We start from the raw sequence: 18,673 nt of genomic DNA on the forward strand, positions 1-18,673 counted from the left end.
CGCATGCCGCCGCGAGCGGTGGGCGGACAGCACCGTAAACCTCAGGATGGCCCCGGTTGCCGCGGGCAAGTCGGGACACTTATCGCCGAACCGTCACGCTCGCTTCGTTCCTCCGAAAATCCCACGCTCGTTGCGCCAGAGTCGCGTTCAGAACAGAGCGAGCTGATCCCCCGCTCTCTCCGGCCGGCGAAACAGCTCCGTCGTCTGGCGCACCGGCTCTTCCGGATAGCCGAGGCGGCGCTTGGCAAGGGCGAAGCGGCGGCGGATCAGGTCGGCATAGGGGCCCTGGCCGATCATGCGGGTGCCGAAGGCGGCGTCGTAGGTTTTGCCGCCGCGGGCCCCGCTCAGCAGGGAGAAGACGTGCGCCTTGCGCCCCGGATAATGCTCCGAGAACCAGTCGCCGACCAGTTCGTCGAGTTCGTGGGGCAGGCGCAGCAGCACGTAGCTGGCCTCTCGCGCCCCCGCGATCCGGGCCGCCTCGAGAATCGCTTCGATCTCGTGATCGTTGAGTGAGGGGATGATGGGCGCAGCGATCGCCATCACCGGCACGCCCGCCTCGCTCAAAGCGTGGATCGCCTCCAGGCGCTTGCGCGGATGCGGCGCGCGCGGCTCCATGCGGCGGGCGAGATCCGGATCGAGGGTGGTCACGGAGATCGCCACCTTCACGAGGTTCTGCGCCGCCATCTCGGCGAGGAGATCGCGGTCACGTAGGATCAGGTTCGACTTCGTGACGATGCCGACGGGATGGCGGAAGCGGGCCAGAACCTCCAGCACGGCGCGGGTGATGCCGTGCGTGCGCTCGATCGGCTGGTAGGGGTCGGTCGCGGTGCCGAGTGCGATGGTCCGCGGCCGGTAGCCCGGCGCCGACAGCTCGCGCTCCAGCAGGACGGCGGCATCGGGTTTGGAAAACAGGCGCGTTTCGAAATCGAGCCCCGGCGAGAGCCCGACATAGCCGTGGTTCGGCCGGGCGAAGCAATAGACGCAGCCGTGCTCGCAGCCGCGATACGGGTTGATCGACCGGTCGAACGAGATGTCCGGCGAGGCGTTGCGGGTGATGATGTGGCGGGTGCGTTCCGGCGTCACCTCCGTGCGCCGGACGCGCTCTCCCTCCTCCGGCCAGCCATCGTCGAAGGTCTCGTGACGGGTCGCCTCGAAGCGTCCCTCCGGGTTGGCGGTCGCCCCGCGACCGCGCCGCGCCTCCGGCGCGACCCGAGAACCGCCGTGCGAGAAGCCGCCCGGCCCGCCCCGAAGCGGCGTCTGTCCGTTCCCCACCCTGAGCCCCACCATCTTGCCGCTGCCACGCTCGGGTCCTTTTTAAGAACATAAAGCGAACATGAAAAGCGGGGATGCACAAGTTTCGTGCAGGTGTAGGCTTTGTCCGCCCTCCGGGGCCGTCGAAGGCCAAGACAGCGCAACGAGTGCTTTGCGAAGGCGGAAAATCGGGTATTCGCCCCCGCATGATCTCCGGCCTCATCCACGTGGCGCGATCCGCCGACCCCGCCGCGATCGAGTGCCTCGCCGACACGCTGAGCGCACTCGTCGCGGGCGTGGCGGCCGGGCTCGTGGGCGATGCGGTGATCGTGACGGCGGAGGCCTGCCCCGCGCTGGAGACGGTGGCCGAGGGCAGCGGCGCGACCCTGGTGGTGCGCCCGCCCGGCGCCAACCCATGGGGCGCGGGCGCGCGGATGGCGCGGCGCGAGTGGTTGCTCTGCCTGGAGCCCGGCGACATCCCGGCGGAGGGCTGGATCCGCAGCCTCGACCGCTTCGTCGGCACGGCGCGGCCGGATATGGCGCTCGGCCGGATGCGGCGGGCGCACAGTGCTCTACCCGCTCGGATCGCCGCGCGAGGGGAAGGCGTCGTCGGCGCGCGCGAACCGCGGGCGGGCGACGTGGTGCGGCGGGAGCGGGTGCTCGCGGGCCTGCCGTTCTCGCCCCGCCTCAAGGTGCGGATGCTGACCACCCGGCTCGACCGCGCCTGACTCCCACGACCGGCCGTGTCCTATCGAAAGCGTCAGCTCGCCCGGAACCATGTCGGGGCGGCGCGCATCAACACCACGAGCGCGGTCGCCACCAGGGCGGCCCCCACGGTGATCTCGGCTGAATGCGCGTAGCCGGACCGTTCCAGGACGGTGGCGGCCGAGGCGATGGTGAGGCCGATACCGGCCGGAGCGAGGCAGCTGGGCAAGGCGTTCATGCGCCGACCCTAGACGCGATCCCTTGCGCGAGCGTTACGCCGGACCGCCCCGGTTCTTCAGCAATCCGTGAAGATGTGTCGATGCCGGAATGAAGCGGGCACCGGAATGCGAAAAAGCCGCCCCGATGCCGGAGCGGCCTTGCCGCATCGCTTCCCGAGGAAGCCGACGCTTCGTGTCTCGCCCCCGTTTGCGCCGACGCGACCCGAAGGCGGTCGGCGTCCGGGCGTTCCGCGAGAGCGCCTTACTTGATCTTGGCTTCCTTGAACTCGACGTGCTTGCGCGCGACCGGGTCATACTTCTTCATGACCATCTTCTCGGTCTGCGTGCGGGAGTTCTTCTTCGTGACGTAGAAGTAGCCCGTATCGGCGGTCGAGACGAGGCGGATCTTGACGGTAACGGCCTTGGCCATGGCGTGGCGCTCCTAAAGCGGGTCGAGGGGCGATTCGCTGGTGGCGGCGCCAGCGCGGGCGAAACGCAAAAGGCCGGGAAGCCCCGGCCGAATTCCGGCGCGGTCAATGCCCGATGAGGGGCGTCTCGTCAAGCCACGGACCGTACCGCCCGCTCACCGCGGCGGGTAGGTGTGCCCCTCGTCCGGGAAGCGGCCCGCCCGCACCTCGTCGGCATAGGCGCGCACCGCCTCCTCGATATGGGTGCGCAGCGAGCCGTAGCTCTTGACGAAGCGCGGTACCCGGTCGCTCAGGCCCAGCATGTCCTCGAGCACGAGGATCTGCCCGTCGCAGGCCGCGGTGGCGCCGATGCCGATGGTCGCCGCGCGAATCGCCGGGTCGGTGGCGATGGCCCGCGCCACCGGCTCGACGATGCCTTCCAGCACGATGGCGAAGGCGCCCGCATCGCTGATCGCGCGGGCATCGGCCCGCAGGCGGTCCTCGTCGCCGGCCCCGTGGCCCTGCACCTTGAAGCCGCCCATCGTGTTCACCGATTGGGGGGTGAGGCCGATATGGCCCATCACCGGCACGCCGCGCTCGGTCAGGAAGGCGACCGTCTCGGCAAAGCGCGCCCCGCCCTCCAGCTTGATCGCCCCGGCCCCCGTCTCCTTGAGGACGCGGGCGGCGTTGAGGAAGGCCTGCTCGCGGCTCGCCTCGTAGGAGCCGAACGGCATGTCGACCACGACGAGGGCGCGTGAGGTGCCGCGCATCACGGCCTGGGCCTGGAGAATCATCATCTCCAGGGTCACCGGCAGGGTCGATTCCATGCCGTGCATGACCATGCCGAGGGAATCACCCACCAGCACGAAGTCGCAATAGGCATCGACGATGCCCGCGGTGTGGGCGTGATAGGCGGTGAGCGCGATGATCTTGCGCCCCTCGGCCTTGCGCTTGATCAGATCGACCGCCTGGAGACGGCGCGTTTGAACGACCTGCGACATGGCTCGTGATCCGGAGTCTGGCGTTCCCGGGGGCGCCCGTCGGATCGGGCGCGGCGTGCGGAACGCCTCTATAAGCCCGTTCGCGCCGCCCCGCAGGAGGCCATTGGGCCGGTTCCGGTGGATCGGATGCGAAGTGTCACGACGAGAAGGATCGCCCGGAGGGGCCTGCCTTCTCCTGCGGCGTACCGGCTCCTTCACGCGACGGCCGCCGAAAGCGGCGGCCGGCCATCAACGTGAAATGCGCTTCGGTCGCCCTGCTCGCCCTTTTCGGGCGTTTCCTCCCTAGACTTCGGACCGCCTCCGGGCCTGCCGTTTTTCCGCCACATCCCGGCCGGTGTCAATGGTATAGCCCGAAGATCGAGGCGGTTGAGATTGCTCGAAATTTAGACTCTTGGGAGGACTTGGCCGAATCGTGGCGAAAACGTGTCAGAGGGCTTTTTCGAGGAGCTGCTCGATCCATTCGGGCTGGGTCTCGCCGACCGAGCGGGCAACCTCGCTGCCGCCCTTGTAGACGATGAGCGTGCTCTGCATCTGCGCTCCGAACCGGCGCACGAGGTCGCGCTGAGCGTCGAAGTCGATCGTGAAGACGGCAAGCGTCTTGAAGCGCGGGTCGGCGGAGAGCGCGGCCAGGATCGGCTTCTGCGCCCGGCAGATCGGGCACCACGGCGCCGAGATCTGCACGAGGATGGGCCGCCCCGCCGCCTGCGCCGCCTCGAAGGCGTTCTGGTCGTAGGCAGCGGAATCGGCGGCCCGTCCGGAACCGGGCTGGCCGCCGACCAGGAAGGCCGCCGCGAGGGCGAGAACGTGCCGGCGGTTCGTCATCGGTGTCCTCACGGCATTCTCGCTCACACGCTCAGCGCTGGGGCGCGCGCTCGCTGTCCGCGCGCATCCAGGCCGGATCGGGCTTGGCGACGGCGGTGTCGTGGTCGTCCTGCCAGCCCTCGACGCCGAGGGGGAACCAGTGGACGCGGCTATAGCCGGCCGCGACCAGCCGCTTGCCGGCGTTCCAGCTCCCCCAGCATTCCGGCCGGCAGAAGGTCACGACGGGCTTGGCCCGGTCGCCGCCGGTCAGTTCGGCGACCCGCCGCAGGAAGATCTCCTCCTTCTCCGGCGCCAGCGGTGCGCCGCCCGCGCCCGGCATCCAGACCGCGCCGGGGAGCGAGCGGTGCGTCGGCAGCCAGGGCCGGTCGGCGGGCAAGCCCTCGGGCCGGCGGTCGGCCAGCACCACATCGATGAGGACCGGCCCTTCCGGCAGCAGCTTTTCGAGCCCCTTCAGGTCGATGACCGTCGCTCCCTTGAGCGTCGCCGGGGTGTAGCCCTTCGGCGGCCCGGTATAGAGACCCTCCGGCTCCGGCACATTGACCGGCGAGTCGGCCGGGCCAGCCGCGCCCAGCATCAGGCCGAGGGCGGCCAACGCCGCATGTCTGGCGATCACCCGCATGCTTCTCCCCATCGGCGTCAGTTGCTCGCGGACGGAACGGGGAAGGATTGCTGCCAGCGCCCTTCCTGGTTGTCGGAGGCCACGACCTTGATCGGGCCCTGCCCCTCGGGCTTGAAGGCGAAGTTGATGACCGGGTTCGAGGCGATGGAGATGTCGCCGTCGAGGCTGAACACGAGCTGGTCGCCGTAGGTCACGTCGAGCTTCTGGATGTAGCGGGCCGGGGTGTAGTCGCGGGTGATCTGGTTCATCTGCATCCCCGAGAAGTTCGGGTGACGCACCATCAGCGTCGCCTCGGCCGGCTTGCCGGGCTGGACGTCGCCGACGAACTTCATGCGCATCTCGCCCATGCCCTTCATCGCCTCCTCGTCGCTCATGCCCATCGGCGCCGAGCAGCCGCCGGAGGCTTTGACGAACTTGGCCGATTCGAGGAGCCGCCCGTCCTTGGTCTCCACCACCGCGTGGACGTTGGTGTAGTTGTTCACCCGCACCCGCATCTTGATCTCGCCCGGGTCGGCGGCCGGGCCGAAGGTGAAATGCGCGGCATAGGGCGACGGGTTGTCGTCGATGATGAAGTAGAGGCCCTTCACGCTGTCCTTGTCGGCGAGCGTCAGGCCGATCGGCACCAGGGCGGCGTCGAGGGCGCGGGCGGGCGCGTCGATGGTCACGGCGCTCTCGCCGGCCTCGACTTTCCGGTCACCGAAGATGGATGTCTTGATCTCAGCCCAACGGGCGGCGCGCTCCTCGTCGGTGTCGGTGGCGCCGGCCAGCACCGGAGCGGGCGCGAGCACCGCCGCGGAGAGCGTCAGGCTAAGGGCGAGCATCAGGCGTTTCATGGCGCGTTTCCTTCCCGGAAGCCCCCGAGGCGGGGGTGAATCTATTCCCACTCGAGTTCTTGGTAGGCCTGGGTGACGTTGCGACCGTTATAGGTGTCGAACAGCGCCCAATTGTCTTTTTCCCCCAGCGCAACGGTCCGGACCGCGGTCTCGATCGGCACGCTGGAGGCCACCGCCCTGCGGGTTTCGTCGCGGAGCGCCGAGAGATAACGCGCGAGGTCGGCCATCGCCGGCGCGAAGGCCACCCGCGTCGGGCCGTGGCCCGGCACGGCGTCGGTGGCGCCCACCATCTTCAGCCGCTCGATCTCCTTGAGCCAGCCGAGCAGGCTGCCGTCGAGCGAGGGGATTCGGCCGACGAAGAGCAGGTCGGCCGGGAACAGCAGCCCGCTGCCGGTGTCGAGCATCGACAGGTCACAGCTCGTATGCGCATGGCCGTGGGCGGTGAGCCGAAGGGTGCGGTCGCCGAGATCGATCTCGGCGCCCTCCTTCACCTCCATCGTCGGGTAGACCACCTCGCCCGCCTTCTCCTCCCCGAGGATCTCGGCGAGCCGCTGCCGGTAGAACGTGCCCCGCGCATCGAGGGCGCCGCGCAGACCGGCATGGCCGACGAAGGTCGGGTTGTCGCCGCGGAAGGCCGCAGCGCCGAAGACGTGGTCGGGATGCACGTGGGTGAGCATCACGTAGCGGATCGGCTTGTCGGTGCGCCGAGCGATCTCCCGGCGCAGCCACTGCCCGTCGGCGAGACTGCCGCCGGATTCCGTGACGAACACCCCATCCCGCCCGATGATGAAACCGATATTGGCGATCCCGTCGGCGTTCTCCGGCGTCGCCTCGGCATCGGGCCCGCGCCGGATGAAGGTGCCGGGTGCGACCTCCTCCATCGTCAGGGCATCGACGGCAAAGCCCGCCCGCGGCAGGCAGCACAGGCAGAACCCGCCGAACAGAGCCGCGCGACGTGTGACGGGGGCGCTCAACACCCGCCTCCGCTGGACCCGTCACCCAGGCACATCCGTGCCGCCATCGGCCGCTTCTCCCCGGTGTATTTATCGATATAGTGCAAACCATCTAGTAGGTAGATTTTTGAGCCGTCAAGTGCCACGATCGCGAAATGAGCGGCGCCATCGCGAGCACGTGATCGGCCTGATACGAACGGACGGATGATGAGAGACACGCGCGCATCGCTCCTCAGCGAGGCCGAGATCCTGGTGCGCGGCCGGGGCTATTCCGGCTTCAGCTACGCCGACCTCGCCGAGGCGGTCGGCATCCGCAAGGCGAGCATCCACCACCATTTCCGCACCAAGGAAGCGCTCGCCCAAGCGCTGATCGAGGCCTACGACGCGCGCTATGACGCGGCGCTCGACGACATCTCCGGCCAGACCGCCGACGGGGTGGCGCGGGTCGAGGCCTATGGCCGGCTCTATCTCGGCGGGGTCGAACGGGGACTCGGCTGCCTGTGCGCGGCGCTCGCCGTCGAGTTGGAGACGCTGCCCGAGGCCCTGCGCCGCGCCATCACCGCCTTCTTCGAGAAGCACATCGCCTGGCTCGCCGGCGTGATCGAGGAGGGCCAGATCTCCGGCAGCGTCCGCGCCGGCCTCGACCCGCAGGCCCATGCCCGGATGATCGTGGCGACGCTGGAGGGGTCGTTGCTGCTGGAGCGGTTTCTCGCCGGGCCGGAGGGGTTCGGGCGGACGTTGGCGGCCCTGAGCGACGGGCTGCGGCCGGTCCGTTCGAACGGCGGAGCCTGACAAGAGGCTGCCAAGAGGCTGCCAGCAGGCTGCCAAGACGCTGCGTTGCAACGGCGCGGCCTTTCATGGACGCCCGTTGATACAATATGACAGCCTGACGTTCCGTCCCCGCGCAATCGACCCAGGCCTTCCATGTCCGACGCTTCCGCCCTCGCCGCCTCCCAAAAGATCCCCGTGACCGTGCTCACCGGCTATCTCGGAGCCGGCAAGACGACGCTGCTCAACCGCATCCTCACCGAACAGCACGGCAAGCGCTACGCCGTGATCGTCAACGAGTTCGGCGAGATCGGCATCGACAACGACCTCGTGGTCGGCGCCGACGAGGAAGTGTTCGAGATGAACAACGGCTGCGTCTGCTGCACCGTGCGCGGCGACCTGATCCGCATCATGGACGGGCTGGTGAAGCGCCGCGGCAAGTTCGACGCGATCATCGTCGAAACCACGGGGCTCGCCGACCCGGCCCCCGTCGCCCAGACCTTCTTCGTCGATCAGGATGTCGGCGAGGCCGCCCGGCTCGACGCGGTGGTGACGGTGGCCGACGCCAAGTGGCTCACCGACCGGCTCGCCGACGCGCCCGAGGCCAAGAACCAGATCGCCTTCGCCGACGTGATCCTGCTCAACAAGGCCGATCTCGTCTCGGGCCAGGATCTCGACCGGGTCGAGGGCCAGATCCGCGCGATCAACCCCTGGGCCAAGATCCACCGCACCGAGCGCTGCGCGATCCCGCTCGATCAGGTGCTCGACCGCAACGCCTTCGACCTCGCGCGCATCCTCGATGTGGAGCCCGACTTCTTGGAGGAGGGCCACCACCATCACCACGACGAGCAGATGCAGTCCGTCTCGGCCAAGATCGACGGCCCGGTCGATCCGGAGAAGTTCATGCCCTGGATCTCGAACCTGACCCAGGTTCAGGGGCCGGACATCCTGCGCTGCAAGGGCATCGTCGCCTTTCCCGACGAGCCCAAGCGCTTCGTCTTCCAGGGCGTTCACATGATCCTCGACGGCGACGTCCAGGGGGAGTGGGGCGCCGACGAGCCGCGCGTCTCCTGCGTCGTCTTCATCGGCCGCAACCTCGATCCGGAAGCGATCCGCGAAGGCTTCTTCGCCTGCAAGGTCTGAGTTGACGCACCGCCGATCCGGCACCGCGCACGAAAAAGGGCCACCCTCGCGGGCGGCCCTTTCTTTTTGCCGATCTCCGAGCCGGCCTGCCGGCCAGACCCTTCGATCAGGGGCAATCAAGGGGGGCGCGTTCGGCGTCAGAGGTTGAGTAACACGTTCGCGGAGCCGATCGCGGTGGTCGCGAGGCCGATCGCGAGAGCACCGATCATCCCGTAAGAAAATGCCTGCATCATCCGCATCTGTCGAAATTCTCCATTCGTATCCGATCGAAACGCCCATCACCGATGTCAGTGCCGTTTCGGCGAGACGGGGCGCGTTAAAAAGCGAGGTTTTGAGAAATCATGCCTGATCCGGCCGGATCGAGCCGGGGACTCAGCAGCGGTTGCCGCCCGCGGTCTGGCCATACTGCTTGACCGGGAAGTTCTGCTGGTTGGCGTTGCCTTCCGCGGCCGAGTTCATCGGGCAGGCAGCGTGGTACGGACCGTCATGGACGCCGAGAGAACTGGTCCAGCCGGACGCCATCGGGATCGGGCGACCATGGCTTTCGCTGAAGGCCAGGGCGGATGTGACCGGGGCGATGCCCAGGACGACGGCGGCAACGGCAGCGGCGATACGAGTCTTCATCAAATTTCTCCAACACTCAGTCTCGGGATAGTCTGGCGGTCCAGACTTCCATGTTCTTCGATAGACTGAAGATGGGGAGTGCTTGTCCGCAGCGCCGTGCCGTGGCGCACGCGGTGAACCGGAACAATCGCGCAGCTGATTGTTCGGCGCCGTCTCGTCAAAGTCGAGATCGATCCGGTCCGGCTGAAAATCCACCGTTGGACCGATCCTATTCGGGGAGAACGATCATTCCGACAGATAGCTTGGGCACATCAGCCGTCGCGATGTGTCCGCGCTCATCGAGCGCGCCGTCTCGGTCTTGTCGTTCGGGAGGCGGTACGTCCCCGTCCCGGCATCGCTCGCAGGCAGGGGCGGCTGACCCCGTGCACGCACGGAATGACGATCTCAGGTTTGCTGGAAGCCGCGCCCGCACCTTGAAATGAGCGGAGCGTGCTGCGCATCCTGGGCTGTTGGTTAAAACGCAACCTTTCGGTGGTTCGATCAGCCCGGTTGAGGGGGCCGCAATCCCGCCGGGTGCCGCGTCGCGGGGCTCGGGCGGGTGGCGTGCGCGGTGCCCCGCGAGAGTTCGAGTTCGCCGATGTCCTCCATGACAGCCGCGCCGACAGGTGCGACGGCCACCGCCTCGCCGTGGGCCGCGGGTTCATCACCATGGGCCGCGGGCGCCTGGGGCCGCGTCCCCGCCCGCCGCGCGGTCCAGGGCCTGGCGAGCGGCCTCCACGCGGCGTTCATCTTCTTTGCCTGCTTCGCCTTCTCGGACGCCTCGCCCTACGACCTCGTGGCGATTCCGACGATCGTGCTGTGGCTGGCGCTCGGCATCCGCCTGCACCGGGGGGCGCTGCCCCTCGTGCTCCTGCTCCTCGCCTACCTCACGGCGATGGGGATCGCGCTGCTGCCCTATCTCGACGAGCCGCTGTCCGTGACATGGACCGTGCAGCTCTTCTACCTCGCGGCGACCTGCATCTTCTTCGCGATGCTCTACGCCGACGACACGCAGGCGCGCATCGAGGTCGCGCTCAAGGCCTATACCGCGAGCTGTGTGCTCTCGGCGGGTCTCGGCATCGTCGGCTACCTGCAACTGCTCGGCATCGAGGATCTGTTCTACAAGTACGGCCGCGCCTCGGGCACCTTCCAGGATCCGAACGTGTTCGGCTCCTTCCTGACGCTCGGCGCCCTCTACCTGATCCACCGTCTCCTCTCCGGCGCGACCCGGTGGCCGATCCTGTCGCTGCTCAGCCTCGTCGTCGTGATGGCGGGCATCTTCCTGTCCTTCTCCCGCGGCTCCTGGGGCGGGACGGTGGTGGCGGTCGCCGTCATGGTCGTGGCGCTCTACACGACGAGCCGCTCGCGGGCCCTGCGGCGGCGGATCGTCACGCTCGGTCTCGTCACCATCGGCTTCGGCGTGGTCGCGCTGGCGGGATTGCTCTCGATCGACAGCGTCGCCCAGACCTTCCAGACCCGCGCCGCGGTCACGCAGGATTACGACGAGGGCGAGACCGGCCGCTTCGGCAACCAGATCCGCGGCATGGGGATGCTGCTGGAGGAGCCGCTCGGCCTCGGCCCCCTGCGCTGGCGCCAGATCTTCAACCTGGAGCCGCATAACTCCTACATCGGCAGCTTCGCCAACGGCGGCTGGCTCGCGGGCGCCGCCTTCATCGCCCTCGTGGCGGCGACCTCCTTCGTCGGCTTCCGGCTGATGCTGCGCCCTTCGCCCTACCGGGCCTACGCGCAGATCGTGTTCCCGGCGCTGCTGATGTTCTTCCTCCAGGCGATGCAGATCGACGTGGAGAAGTGGCGCCACGTCTACATGATGCTGGGGATGGTCTGGGCGCTGGAGGTGGCTCGCCTGCGCGCGGCACGTGCGTCCTTGACCCTCCTCCTCCCGCGGCGCATCGGAGGACATCCAAGCGTTGTATCGCCGGCAGGGACAGGCGGAGCGCGCGCGAGTAGGATCGGAGGCGGGGGCGCGGTGTCGGGACCGGAGGTGAGGCCGTGACCACGGGAGCGGCGAGCGAGGCCGAGCGCCTCGCGGCCCTGCACGCGCTGCGCATTCTGGATAGCGATCCCGAGGCGCAGTTCGACGCCGTGTGCCGGACGGCGCAGCGCCTGTTCGGGGTCGCGACGGCCTACATCTCCCTGGTCGATGCCGAGCGGCAATGGCTGAAGGCCTGCGCCGGCATCATGCCGACGCAGACGTCGCGCAAAGGCTCCTTCTGCGATTGGACGATCGCGCAGGATGCGATGCTCGTCGTTCCCGATGCCCGCCGCGACCCGCGCTTTTCCAGCCTGGAGATCGTGACCGGGCCGCCTCACATCGTGTTCTATGCCGGCGCACCGTTGATCCTGCGGCCGGGCGTGCGGCTCGGCGCCCTCTGTCTCGTCGATCCGCAGCCGCGCGACTTCACCCCGGAGGACGCGGCAGCCCTGCGCGATCTCGCCGAGATCGTGACGGCGCAGATGCGGCTGCGGCGCGACAACCTCACCTTCGCCAGCGAGCGGGCGCTGCGGCAGATCCACGAGAGCACGATCCGCGCCCAGGGCGTGGAGATCGAGCTGCGGGCAAGCGCCAACTCCCTCCTCTCCATGGCCGAGCAGATCGCCCAGGTCGGGCATTGGCGCCTCAACTTCGCCAGCGGCCGACCGATCTACTCCGAGAGTCTCCTGCGCATCGCCGGCCTCGACACCGCAGCGCCGACGGCCCGGCATCCCGGCCTCGCCCAGTTGTGCCATCCTGCGGATCGCGCGCGCGTCGAGGCCATCATCGCCGCGGCGATCGCGGGCGGGCAGGATTTCGAGTTCGAGACGCGGTTCGTGCGGCCCGACAAAACGATCCGCGACGTGATGGTGCGCGGCACCTGCAAGAACGACGAGGCGGGCCGGACGATCGGACTGTTCGGCATCCTCATGGACGTGACCGACCGCGTGCAGATCCAGGCGGAGATGCGCCGCAGCGAGATGCGCTACCGCAGCCTCGCCGACGCCCTGCCGCTTCTCGTCTGGACCATCGATCCGGGCAGCGGCGAGGCGACCTACGTCAACGCGCGCTTCGAGGACTACTACGGACCGATCGGCGCCGCGCGGGCGCACCGGCTCGCCCGCAACCATCCCGAAGACGCCGCCGCCATGGAGGCGGCGTGGCAGGCGGCGCGGGCCAGCGGGCGGGGGTACGACGGCCAGTGGCGCCTGAAGGCGCGGGACGGCTCCTACCGCTGGCACAAGCTGTCGCTGACGCCGATCCGCAGCGTGGCCAAGCCGGACGAGGTGACCGAGTGGATCGGCACCGCGCTCGACATCGACGAGATCGTCTCCGCGCGGCTGTCCGTGGAGGATACGAGCCGCCTGCTCGGCATCGCCCTGGAGGGTGCGGAGGCCGGCACCTTCGACTGGAACCTGCGCACCGGCATCACGGTGCTCTCGCCGGAGAGCGTGCGCCTCTACGGCCTGCCCGAAACCGGTGAACCGCGCGCCCTGTCGCCGACGGAATGGACCGCGACCATCCACCCCGACGACGTCGTCGAGGCGTGGAACCGGATCCACCACGCCGTCGATTCGCGGTCCCGCTTCATCGCGGAATACCGGGTGGGCCAGCGCTGGCTCTACACCTCCGGCCGCACGCTCTACGAGGGCGACGGCCGCCCCTACCGGATGCTCGGGCTGCATCTCGACATCACCGAGCGCAAGGCGGCCGAGGCGGCCCTGCGCGCCGCCACCGCCGAGGCCCGCGCCGCCACCGTGGAGGCCGAGCGGGCGAGTGCGGCCAAGAGCGAGTTCCTCGCGGCCATGAGCCACGAGATCCGCACGCCGCTGAACGGGATCCTCGGCTATGCCGACCTGCTCCTCGACCGGAAGGACCACGATCCGGAGGATCAGCGCCGCCTGGAGCTCATCCGCGTCTCGGGGGAGTCCCTGCTCACCGTCGTCAACGACGTTCTCGACGTCTCCAAGATCGAGGCCGGCCAACTCGAACTCGACCCTCTTCCCTTCGCTCTGGGCAAGCTGATCGAGGACACGGTCGCGATCATGCGCGGCACCGCCCTCAAGGGCGCGCTGACCGTCGAGGCGCGGATCGATCCGGATCTGCCCGCGAGCGTGGTCGGCGACGCGAACCGCCTGCGGCAGGTGCTGTTCAACCTGCTCAACAACGCGGTCAAGTTCACGCCGGCCGGCTCCGTCGTCCTCACGGCCCGCTACGAGGGCTCCGCTCCTCGTGCTGACGGCGACACCGCGGAAGCGCTGCGCTTCGAAATCAGCGACACCGGCATCGGCATCGCGCCCTCGCAGCGGCACCGGCTGTTCAAGCCCTTCAGCCAAGTCGACGGCTCGATCAGCCGGCGCTTCGGCGGGTCGGGCCTGGGGCTCGCGATCTGCCACCGCCTCGTCACCATGATGGGGGGCGAGATCGGCGTCGAGAGCCGGGAGGGCGCCGGCTCGACCTTCTGGTTCACCCTGGCCCTGCCGCGCGCCGCCACGCCGCCCGCCGCCCAGCCGGCGACCGGACCGCATCGCCCGGAGGCGGCGCGACCGGCCCGGCTCCTGCTCGTGGAGGACGTGCCGATCAACCAGACGCTGGCCCGCGCCGTGCTGGAAGTGCAGGGCTACCGCGTCGATGTGGCGGGTAACGGGCAGGCGGCGCTCGCGGCGATCGAGGCCACCTACGGTCCGGAGGCCGGCGCCGACCCTTACGCCGTGGTGCTGATGGACGTGCAGATGCCGGGCATGGACGGTCTCACCGCGACCCGCCGCATCCGCGCCATGCCGGGCCCCGCCGCCCGCCTGCCGATCGTGGCGATGACCGCCAACGTCCTCGACGGGCAGGTGCAGGAATTCATCGCGGCGGGCATGGACGACCATGTCGGCAAGCCGTTCAAGCGTGCCCAGCTCTGCGCGGTGATCGAGCATTGGCGCGCCGTCGGCGCCGAGCGGGCGCGGGAGGCGCCATCCCCGGCAGGTCCGCCCGAAGACATCCTCGGTCCTCGCCCCGAAACCGGGCCGCCGGATTTCGCGGATCGCGGGCACGGTGACGGCGAGCCGTTGCTCGACCGCGCCGCCTTTGCCGCCGTGCAGGAAACGATGGGCCGCGAGCGCGTGCTGTCGCTCCTGTCCCTGCTCGAACTCGACCTCGAATTGTGGCTCCTCCCGGACGGGGCGGAGCCGGACCGGCCCGATTTCGACCGCGACCAGCTCGCCTACGACGCCCACGCCATGGTCGCCGCGGCGGGCGCCCTCGGCTTCATCGCCCTCTCCGAGCTGTGCCGGGAGATCGAGGACGCCTGCCGGGACGGCAGCGCGCTTCCCGCCCTGATCCACCGCCTCGCGACGCTGCGGACGGATACGCTCGGAACGATCAGGGCCCTCAGGGCGGCGTGAGATGCCTCCGAAACCTTTCCGCGTCTTGAGATCGCAGCCTCCCCGCGCCACCTGACAGCCCGTCCCGCTTCCCCGCCGAAGCCTGCCGCCAGAGCCTGCCTTGCCGCCCCTCTTCGACTACGCCGCGCAAGCGGGCTCCGCGATCAAGGCCTTCGCGGAAGCCTCCAGCGACCTCCTGATCCAGCCGACGCTGAGGCTCGGCGTCACCGGTCTCGCCCGCTCCGGCAAGACGGTGTTCACCACCGCGCTGATCCACCATCTCGTGGAGGGCCACGCACTGCCCGCCTTCGAGCCGACGCAGGCGGGCCGTCTGCGCCGGGCGCGGCTCGTGCCGCAACCCGACGACGACGTGCCGCGCTTCCCGTTCGAGGAGAACTTTTCCGCCCTCACCGAGGCCCGGCGCTGGCCCGGCTCGACCGACCGGATCAGCCAGCTCCGCCTGGAGATCGAGTACGAGCGCTCGGGCGGCTGGCGCTCGGGCCCCGGCACGCTGATGCTCGACGTGGTGGACTATCCCGGCGAGTGGCTGCTCGACCTCGCCCTGGTCGATCAGAGCTACGTGGCGTGGTCGCGCGCGACCATCGCCGGCACCCGCCGGGCGGGGCGGGCCGAGATCGCCGCGCCCTGGCTCGCGCTGATGCAGGAGCTCGACCCCGCGGCCCCCCTCGACGAGGTGTTGGCCGAGCGCGCCGCCAACGCCTTCAAGGCCTATCTCGGGGCGCTGCGCGCGGGCGCGGAATCGGTCGCCACCACGCCGCCGGGTCGCTTCCTGATGCCGGGCGATCTGGCCGGCTCGCCGATGCTGACCTTCGCCCCCCTCGACCGCCTGGAGGAAAGCCAAGTCCCCGGCAGCCTCGGCGCGCTGATGGAGCGCCGCTTCGAGGCCTACAAGAGCAAGGTGGTGGAGCCGTTCTTCCGCGAGCATTTCCAGCGCGTCGATCGGCAGATCGTGCTGGTCGATGTGCTCTCGGCGGTCGATTCCGGCCCGGCCGCCCTCGCCGAACTGGAGGAGGCGCTGGACGCGGTGCTGCTCGCCTTCCGGATCGGGCGCAACAGCCTGCTCTCGCGCTTCTTCGCGCCGCGGGCCGAGCGGATCATGTTCGCCGCGACCAAGGCCGACCATCTGCACCAGTCGAGCCACGACCGGCTCGACGCGCTGCTGCGCCTTCTCGTTTCGCGGGCGATGCGCCGCACCGAGGCCGCGGGCGCGCGGGTCGGCACCGTGGCGCTCGCCTCCGTCCGCGCCACCCGCGAGACCACGGTCCACGACGGCGGCGAAGTGCTCCGCGCGGTCTCCGGCACGCCGGAGGCGGGGGAGCATGTCGGCGACGAGATCTTCGACGGGCTGTCGGAGGCCGCGGTGTTCCCCGGCGAGTTGCCCGCCGACCCGCAGGCGGTGCTCGACGGCGCGGTTCCGGCGGGCTCGTTCCGCTTCCCCCGCTTCCGCCCGCCGCCGGTGAAGCCCGACGCGCTCGGCCGAGCGGGCCACCTGCCGCAAATCCGGCTCGACCGGGCCATGCAGTTCCTGATCGGGGACAAGCTGACGTGACCAACCCGCAGCGCCCGCGCGCCTTCCGCATCCCCGCCGCAGACCAGCCTCCGCCGGAGGCCGCGACCGCCGAAGCCCCGCCGCGGCCGGAGGTGCGCCTCGTCGACGAGCCCTACGAGATCGTGGACGCCGCCGACGGCGTTGCCGTGCCGGTCGCACCCAAGCGCCGCGCGCCCTGGCTGTCGATCCTGTTCAGCGCACTCGGCGGCCTCGTCACCATCGCCGTCGGGCTTTCGCTGGAACGGCTGATCGCCGACCTGTTCGCCACCGCACCCTGGCTCGGCTGGGTCGCGTTGGCGCTCCTCGCCGTCGCCGTGATCGCGCTCACGGCGATCGTCGCCCGCGAGGCGCTCGGCGTCTGGCGCGAGCGCAAGATCGAGGCATTGCGCGAGCGCGCGTTGGCCGCCCTCGCGACCCGCGACCACACCGCAGCGCAGGGCGTGGTGCAGGAGCTGCGCGGCTTCTATGCCGACCGGCCGGCGCTCGCAGGCGCCGTCCGCCGGCTCGACGCGGTCGGCGACGCGATCCTCGACGTGGACGACCGGCTGGCTTTGGCCGAGGGCGAGTTGCTTATCCCCCTCGACCGGCAGGCCAAGGCGGCCATCGCCCAGGCTGCGAGCCAGGTCTCGGCGGTGACGGCGCTCAGCCCGCGGGCCATCGTCGATGTCGCCTTCGTGGTGTTCTCCGCCGCCCGGCTGCTCCGCCGGATCGCGGCGATCTACGGTGGGCGGCCCGGCCTGCTCGGCTTCCTGCGGCTCGCCCGTGCGGCCTTCGCCCATCTCACCGTCACCGGCGGCATGGCGGTCGGCGAGGGTATGCTGCACCAAGTGCTCGGCCTCGGGCTCGCTGCCCGCGTCTCGGCCAAGCTCGGGGAGGGCGTGCTCAACGGCCTCATGACCGCGCGCTTCGGCCTCGCGGCGCTGGCCGTCTGTCGGCCCTTGCCGTTCGTCCGCGTCAGCCCGCCCACCGTCAACGACGTCGCCGGCCAGCTTTTTCGGAGTAGCGAGCCCAAGGAATAGAGAGTTTCCAAAGGGATCATCCCTTTGGCGGGGACCGGGGCAGCGCCCCGAAAGCAAGAAGCTCCCAGGCCGGGCGGCCTGGGAGCTTCCGTTATGGACGGATTGAGCGCAGCGATCAGCAGTCGTCGCCGCCCTTCTTCTCGCCGAGCTTCTGGTCATGGCCGGCGGCGTTCATCGCGCCAACCGTGCCCGGCGCGGCCGGCTGGTCGCCGCCGGCGGTGTTCTTGGCCGAGCTGGTCTGGTCCGAGCCCGGCTTGTTGCCGACACCCTGACCGGCCCCGACATTGTTCATCGCGCCGACGGTGCCGGGCGAAGCCGGCTGCTGGCCACCCGCGAGGTTCTTGGAGCCGGCATCGGCGCCGCTGCTGGTGCTGCTGTTCGCAGCAGAGGAATCGCCAGGGGCCTTGGCGTTGGTGCTGCCGGTGTTGCACGGAGCGGCGAGCGCAGAGCCGGCGATGAAGGCAAAAGCGGTGGCGGTAGCGATGGTCTTCGTGAGCGTCACGATGGCGTCCCTCCCAAATTGTCCGACCGACACTGCCGGTCGGTCTGCCCGGAGAAAGCAATTGAGGAAATTTAAGTTCCCGATTCGCCCTGGATCGAAGAAACTTTTTAGAACTGCATTCCCATCCCTGTGCCCAAGCATTTGATGGAAAATCGGGCAACCCCCTGATCCGCAATACCCTGTTCGACCGCCCGGCGGGGCCGCACGACTGAGTGTCTCTCACAAAGCTCCCGCCGCGCTGTCATCGCCAGAACGAGAACGGTCAGAGACCGGGAGCTCTGTGGGGCGCTCTAAAGCGGCGCTAGAAAGCCAGCCAGCCGCATCAGGCCCTCCGGCCAGGGCCCGTGCCCGCTCGCGACGTTGATGTGGCCGGCCTCGCCCGCATCCACCAGCGCCGAGCCCCAGGCATAGGCATAGTCCTCCGCCCGCTCGTAGGTGCAGTGCGGGTCGGTGCGGCTCGCCACCAGCAGCGACGGGAAGGGCAGCGGATCGCGCGGCACCGGCGCGAAGGCGCGCACGCTCTCGGGCAGGTCGGCCCCCGCCTCGATGTCGGGAAAGGCCACCAGCAGGGCCCCGCGCACGACACCTTCGGGGAAGCGCGGCGCGGCCTCCACCGCCGCGACGACGCCGAGGCTGTGGGCGATGAGGATCACGGGCCGGGTCGCCGCCGCCACCGCCTCGGCGACGCGGGCACGCCACGCTTCCGGGTCAGGCTGGTGCCAGTCGTCCTGCGCAACGATCCGCGCGGTCTTGAGCCGGGCCGCCCAGCGCGCCTGCCAGTGCTCCTCCTCGGAGCCGGCATAGCCCGGCAGGATCAGGATGTCGCAATCGGCAGTCTTCATGGGCGGTCTTCTCGGACGGGCGGCGTCCTCACGCAACGGGCGGCGGACCACGC

The 18,673-nt window shown here is 69.7% G+C and carries 18 protein-coding genes; 7 read left to right on the forward strand and 11 right to left on the reverse strand.

What is annotated here, in order from left to right; translation table 11 throughout:
- Nucleotides 1-147: 147 nt before the first annotated feature.
- On the reverse strand, nucleotides 148-1,284 hold the full coding sequence (locus tag E4V01_RS08870) for a PA0069 family radical SAM protein (protein WP_135298175.1): 1,137 nt from the start codon (nucleotides 1,282-1,284) through the stop codon (nucleotides 148-150).
- 173 nt (nucleotides 1,285-1,457) lie between these two features.
- Between E4V01_RS08870 and E4V01_RS08875 the strand changes: the two genes are divergently transcribed.
- Nucleotides 1,458-1,979 (forward strand): hypothetical protein, encoded by a 522-nt coding sequence (locus E4V01_RS08875; RefSeq protein ID WP_135298109.1) that lies wholly within the window; start codon nucleotides 1,458-1,460, stop codon nucleotides 1,977-1,979.
- Nucleotides 1,980-2,011: 32 nt separating this feature from the next.
- Here the strand turns inward: E4V01_RS08875 and E4V01_RS08880 are convergent, their stop codons facing one another.
- The 7 genes from E4V01_RS08880 to E4V01_RS08910 all read right to left on the reverse strand — a co-directional run bounded on the left by E4V01_RS08880 (nucleotide 2,012) and on the right by E4V01_RS08910 (nucleotide 6,830).
- Entirely contained in the window at nucleotides 2,012-2,194 is a 183-nt protein-coding gene (locus E4V01_RS08880) for a hypothetical protein (RefSeq protein WP_060769402.1), read from the reverse strand.
- 242 nt (nucleotides 2,195-2,436) lie between these two features.
- Complete coding sequence (gene rpmG / locus E4V01_RS08885) at nucleotides 2,437-2,604, reverse strand: 50S ribosomal protein L33 (protein WP_003602581.1); 168 nt, start codon at nucleotides 2,602-2,604, stop codon at nucleotides 2,437-2,439.
- 153 nt (nucleotides 2,605-2,757) lie between these two features.
- Nucleotides 2,758-3,582: a 3-methyl-2-oxobutanoate hydroxymethyltransferase gene (panB, locus tag E4V01_RS08890; RefSeq protein ID WP_135298110.1), complete on the reverse strand. Its 825-nt coding sequence runs from the start codon at nucleotides 3,580-3,582 to the stop codon at nucleotides 2,758-2,760.
- A 426-nt stretch (nucleotides 3,583-4,008) separates the two neighbouring features.
- Complete coding sequence (locus E4V01_RS08895; protein ID WP_060769404.1) at nucleotides 4,009-4,404, reverse strand: thioredoxin family protein; 396 nt, start codon at nucleotides 4,402-4,404, stop codon at nucleotides 4,009-4,011.
- Between the two features lie 31 nt (nucleotides 4,405-4,435).
- Nucleotides 4,436-5,023: a rhodanese-like domain-containing protein gene (locus E4V01_RS08900; RefSeq protein ID WP_060769405.1), complete on the reverse strand. Its 588-nt coding sequence runs from the start codon at nucleotides 5,021-5,023 to the stop codon at nucleotides 4,436-4,438.
- A gap of 17 nt (nucleotides 5,024-5,040) precedes the next feature.
- Nucleotides 5,041-5,856 carry a quinoprotein dehydrogenase-associated SoxYZ-like carrier gene (locus E4V01_RS08905; protein ID WP_135298111.1) on the reverse strand — a complete coding sequence of 272 codons (816 nt, stop codon included), beginning with the start codon at nucleotides 5,854-5,856 and terminating at the stop codon, nucleotides 5,041-5,043.
- Nucleotides 5,857-5,897: 41 nt separating this feature from the next.
- Nucleotides 5,898-6,830 (reverse strand): quinoprotein relay system zinc metallohydrolase 2, encoded by a 933-nt coding sequence (locus E4V01_RS08910; RefSeq protein ID WP_135298112.1) that lies wholly within the window; start codon nucleotides 6,828-6,830, stop codon nucleotides 5,898-5,900.
- A gap of 186 nt (nucleotides 6,831-7,016) precedes the next feature.
- Here E4V01_RS08910 and E4V01_RS08915 point away from each other — a divergent pair, with 186 nt between their 5' ends.
- A complete protein-coding gene (locus E4V01_RS08915) occupies nucleotides 7,017-7,601 on the forward strand; it encodes a TetR/AcrR family transcriptional regulator (protein WP_193763174.1) in 585 nt (194 codons plus the stop codon).
- Nucleotides 7,602-7,733: 132 nt separating this feature from the next.
- Nucleotides 7,734-8,720, forward strand: coding sequence for a GTP-binding protein (locus E4V01_RS08920; protein WP_135298113.1), 987 nt, complete (start codon nucleotides 7,734-7,736; stop codon nucleotides 8,718-8,720).
- Between the two features lie 372 nt (nucleotides 8,721-9,092).
- Here the strand turns inward: E4V01_RS08920 and E4V01_RS08925 are convergent, their stop codons facing one another.
- Nucleotides 9,093-9,344: a hypothetical protein gene (locus E4V01_RS08925; protein WP_060769410.1), complete on the reverse strand. Its 252-nt coding sequence runs from the start codon at nucleotides 9,342-9,344 to the stop codon at nucleotides 9,093-9,095.
- A gap of 577 nt (nucleotides 9,345-9,921) precedes the next feature.
- Here E4V01_RS08925 and E4V01_RS08930 point away from each other — a divergent pair.
- The 4 genes from E4V01_RS08930 (at nucleotide 9,922) to E4V01_RS08945 (ending at nucleotide 17,276) form a co-directional block, all read left to right on the forward strand.
- A complete protein-coding gene (locus tag E4V01_RS08930) occupies nucleotides 9,922-11,337 on the forward strand; it encodes an O-antigen ligase (protein ID WP_135298114.1) in 1,416 nt (471 codons plus the stop codon).
- A complete protein-coding gene (locus E4V01_RS08935) occupies nucleotides 11,334-14,708 on the forward strand; it encodes a PAS domain-containing protein (RefSeq protein ID WP_135298115.1) in 3,375 nt (1,124 codons plus the stop codon). Before E4V01_RS08930 ends, E4V01_RS08935 begins: the two co-directional genes overlap by 4 nt.
- A 100-nt stretch (nucleotides 14,709-14,808) precedes the next feature.
- Nucleotides 14,809-16,257 carry a YcjX family protein gene (locus tag E4V01_RS08940; protein ID WP_135298116.1) on the forward strand — a complete coding sequence of 483 codons (1,449 nt, stop codon included), beginning with the start codon at nucleotides 14,809-14,811 and terminating at the stop codon, nucleotides 16,255-16,257.
- A complete protein-coding gene (locus tag E4V01_RS08945; RefSeq protein WP_060769414.1) occupies nucleotides 16,254-17,276 on the forward strand; it encodes a YcjF family protein in 1,023 nt (340 codons plus the stop codon). The genes E4V01_RS08940 and E4V01_RS08945 overlap by 4 nt, the downstream gene beginning before the upstream one ends.
- Nucleotides 17,277-17,391: 115 nt before the next feature.
- Here E4V01_RS08945 and E4V01_RS08950 read toward each other — a convergent pair whose 3' ends face one another.
- Nucleotides 17,392-17,778 carry a hypothetical protein gene (locus E4V01_RS08950; protein ID WP_060769415.1) on the reverse strand — a complete coding sequence of 129 codons (387 nt, stop codon included), beginning with the start codon at nucleotides 17,776-17,778 and terminating at the stop codon, nucleotides 17,392-17,394.
- A gap of 290 nt (nucleotides 17,779-18,068) precedes the next feature.
- Nucleotides 18,069-18,620: an alpha/beta hydrolase gene (locus tag E4V01_RS08955; protein ID WP_060769416.1), complete on the reverse strand. Its 552-nt coding sequence runs from the start codon at nucleotides 18,618-18,620 to the stop codon at nucleotides 18,069-18,071.
- Nucleotides 18,621-18,673 lie beyond the last annotated feature (53 nt).

The sequence above is a fragment of the Methylorubrum sp. Q1 genome (assembly GCF_004683995.1).
Taxonomy (GTDB): domain Bacteria; phylum Pseudomonadota; class Alphaproteobacteria; order Rhizobiales; family Beijerinckiaceae; genus Methylobacterium.

Coding starts and splice junctions, on each gene's coding strand:
- E4V01_RS08900 (WP_060769405.1), bottom strand. CDS start 5,023: ATGCGGGTGATCGCCAGACATGCGGCGTTGGCCGCCCTCGGCCTGATG.
- E4V01_RS08920 (WP_135298113.1), top strand. CDS start 7,734: ATGTCCGACGCTTCCGCCCTCGCCGCCTCCCAAAAGATCCCCGTGACC.
- rpmG (WP_003602581.1), bottom strand. CDS start 2,604: ATGGCCAAGGCCGTTACCGTCAAGATCCGCCTCGTCTCGACCGCCGAT.
- E4V01_RS08925 (WP_060769410.1), bottom strand. CDS start 9,344: ATGAAGACTCGTATCGCCGCTGCCGTTGCCGCCGTCGTCCTGGGCATC.
- E4V01_RS08955 (WP_060769416.1), bottom strand. CDS start 18,620: ATGAAGACTGCCGATTGCGACATCCTGATCCTGCCGGGCTATGCCGGC.
- E4V01_RS08875 (WP_135298109.1), top strand. CDS start 1,458: ATGATCTCCGGCCTCATCCACGTGGCGCGATCCGCCGACCCCGCCGCG.
- E4V01_RS08930 (WP_135298114.1), top strand. CDS start 9,922: ATGTCCTCCATGACAGCCGCGCCGACAGGTGCGACGGCCACCGCCTCG.
- E4V01_RS08915 (WP_193763174.1), top strand. CDS start 7,017: ATGAGAGACACGCGCGCATCGCTCCTCAGCGAGGCCGAGATCCTGGTG.
- E4V01_RS08905 (WP_135298111.1), bottom strand. CDS start 5,856: ATGAAACGCCTGATGCTCGCCCTTAGCCTGACGCTCTCCGCGGCGGTG.
- E4V01_RS08880 (WP_060769402.1), bottom strand. CDS start 2,194: ATGAACGCCTTGCCCAGCTGCCTCGCTCCGGCCGGTATCGGCCTCACC.
- E4V01_RS08895 (WP_060769404.1), bottom strand. CDS start 4,404: ATGACGAACCGCCGGCACGTTCTCGCCCTCGCGGCGGCCTTCCTGGTC.
- panB (WP_135298110.1), bottom strand. CDS start 3,582: ATGTCGCAGGTCGTTCAAACGCGCCGTCTCCAGGCGGTCGATCTGATC.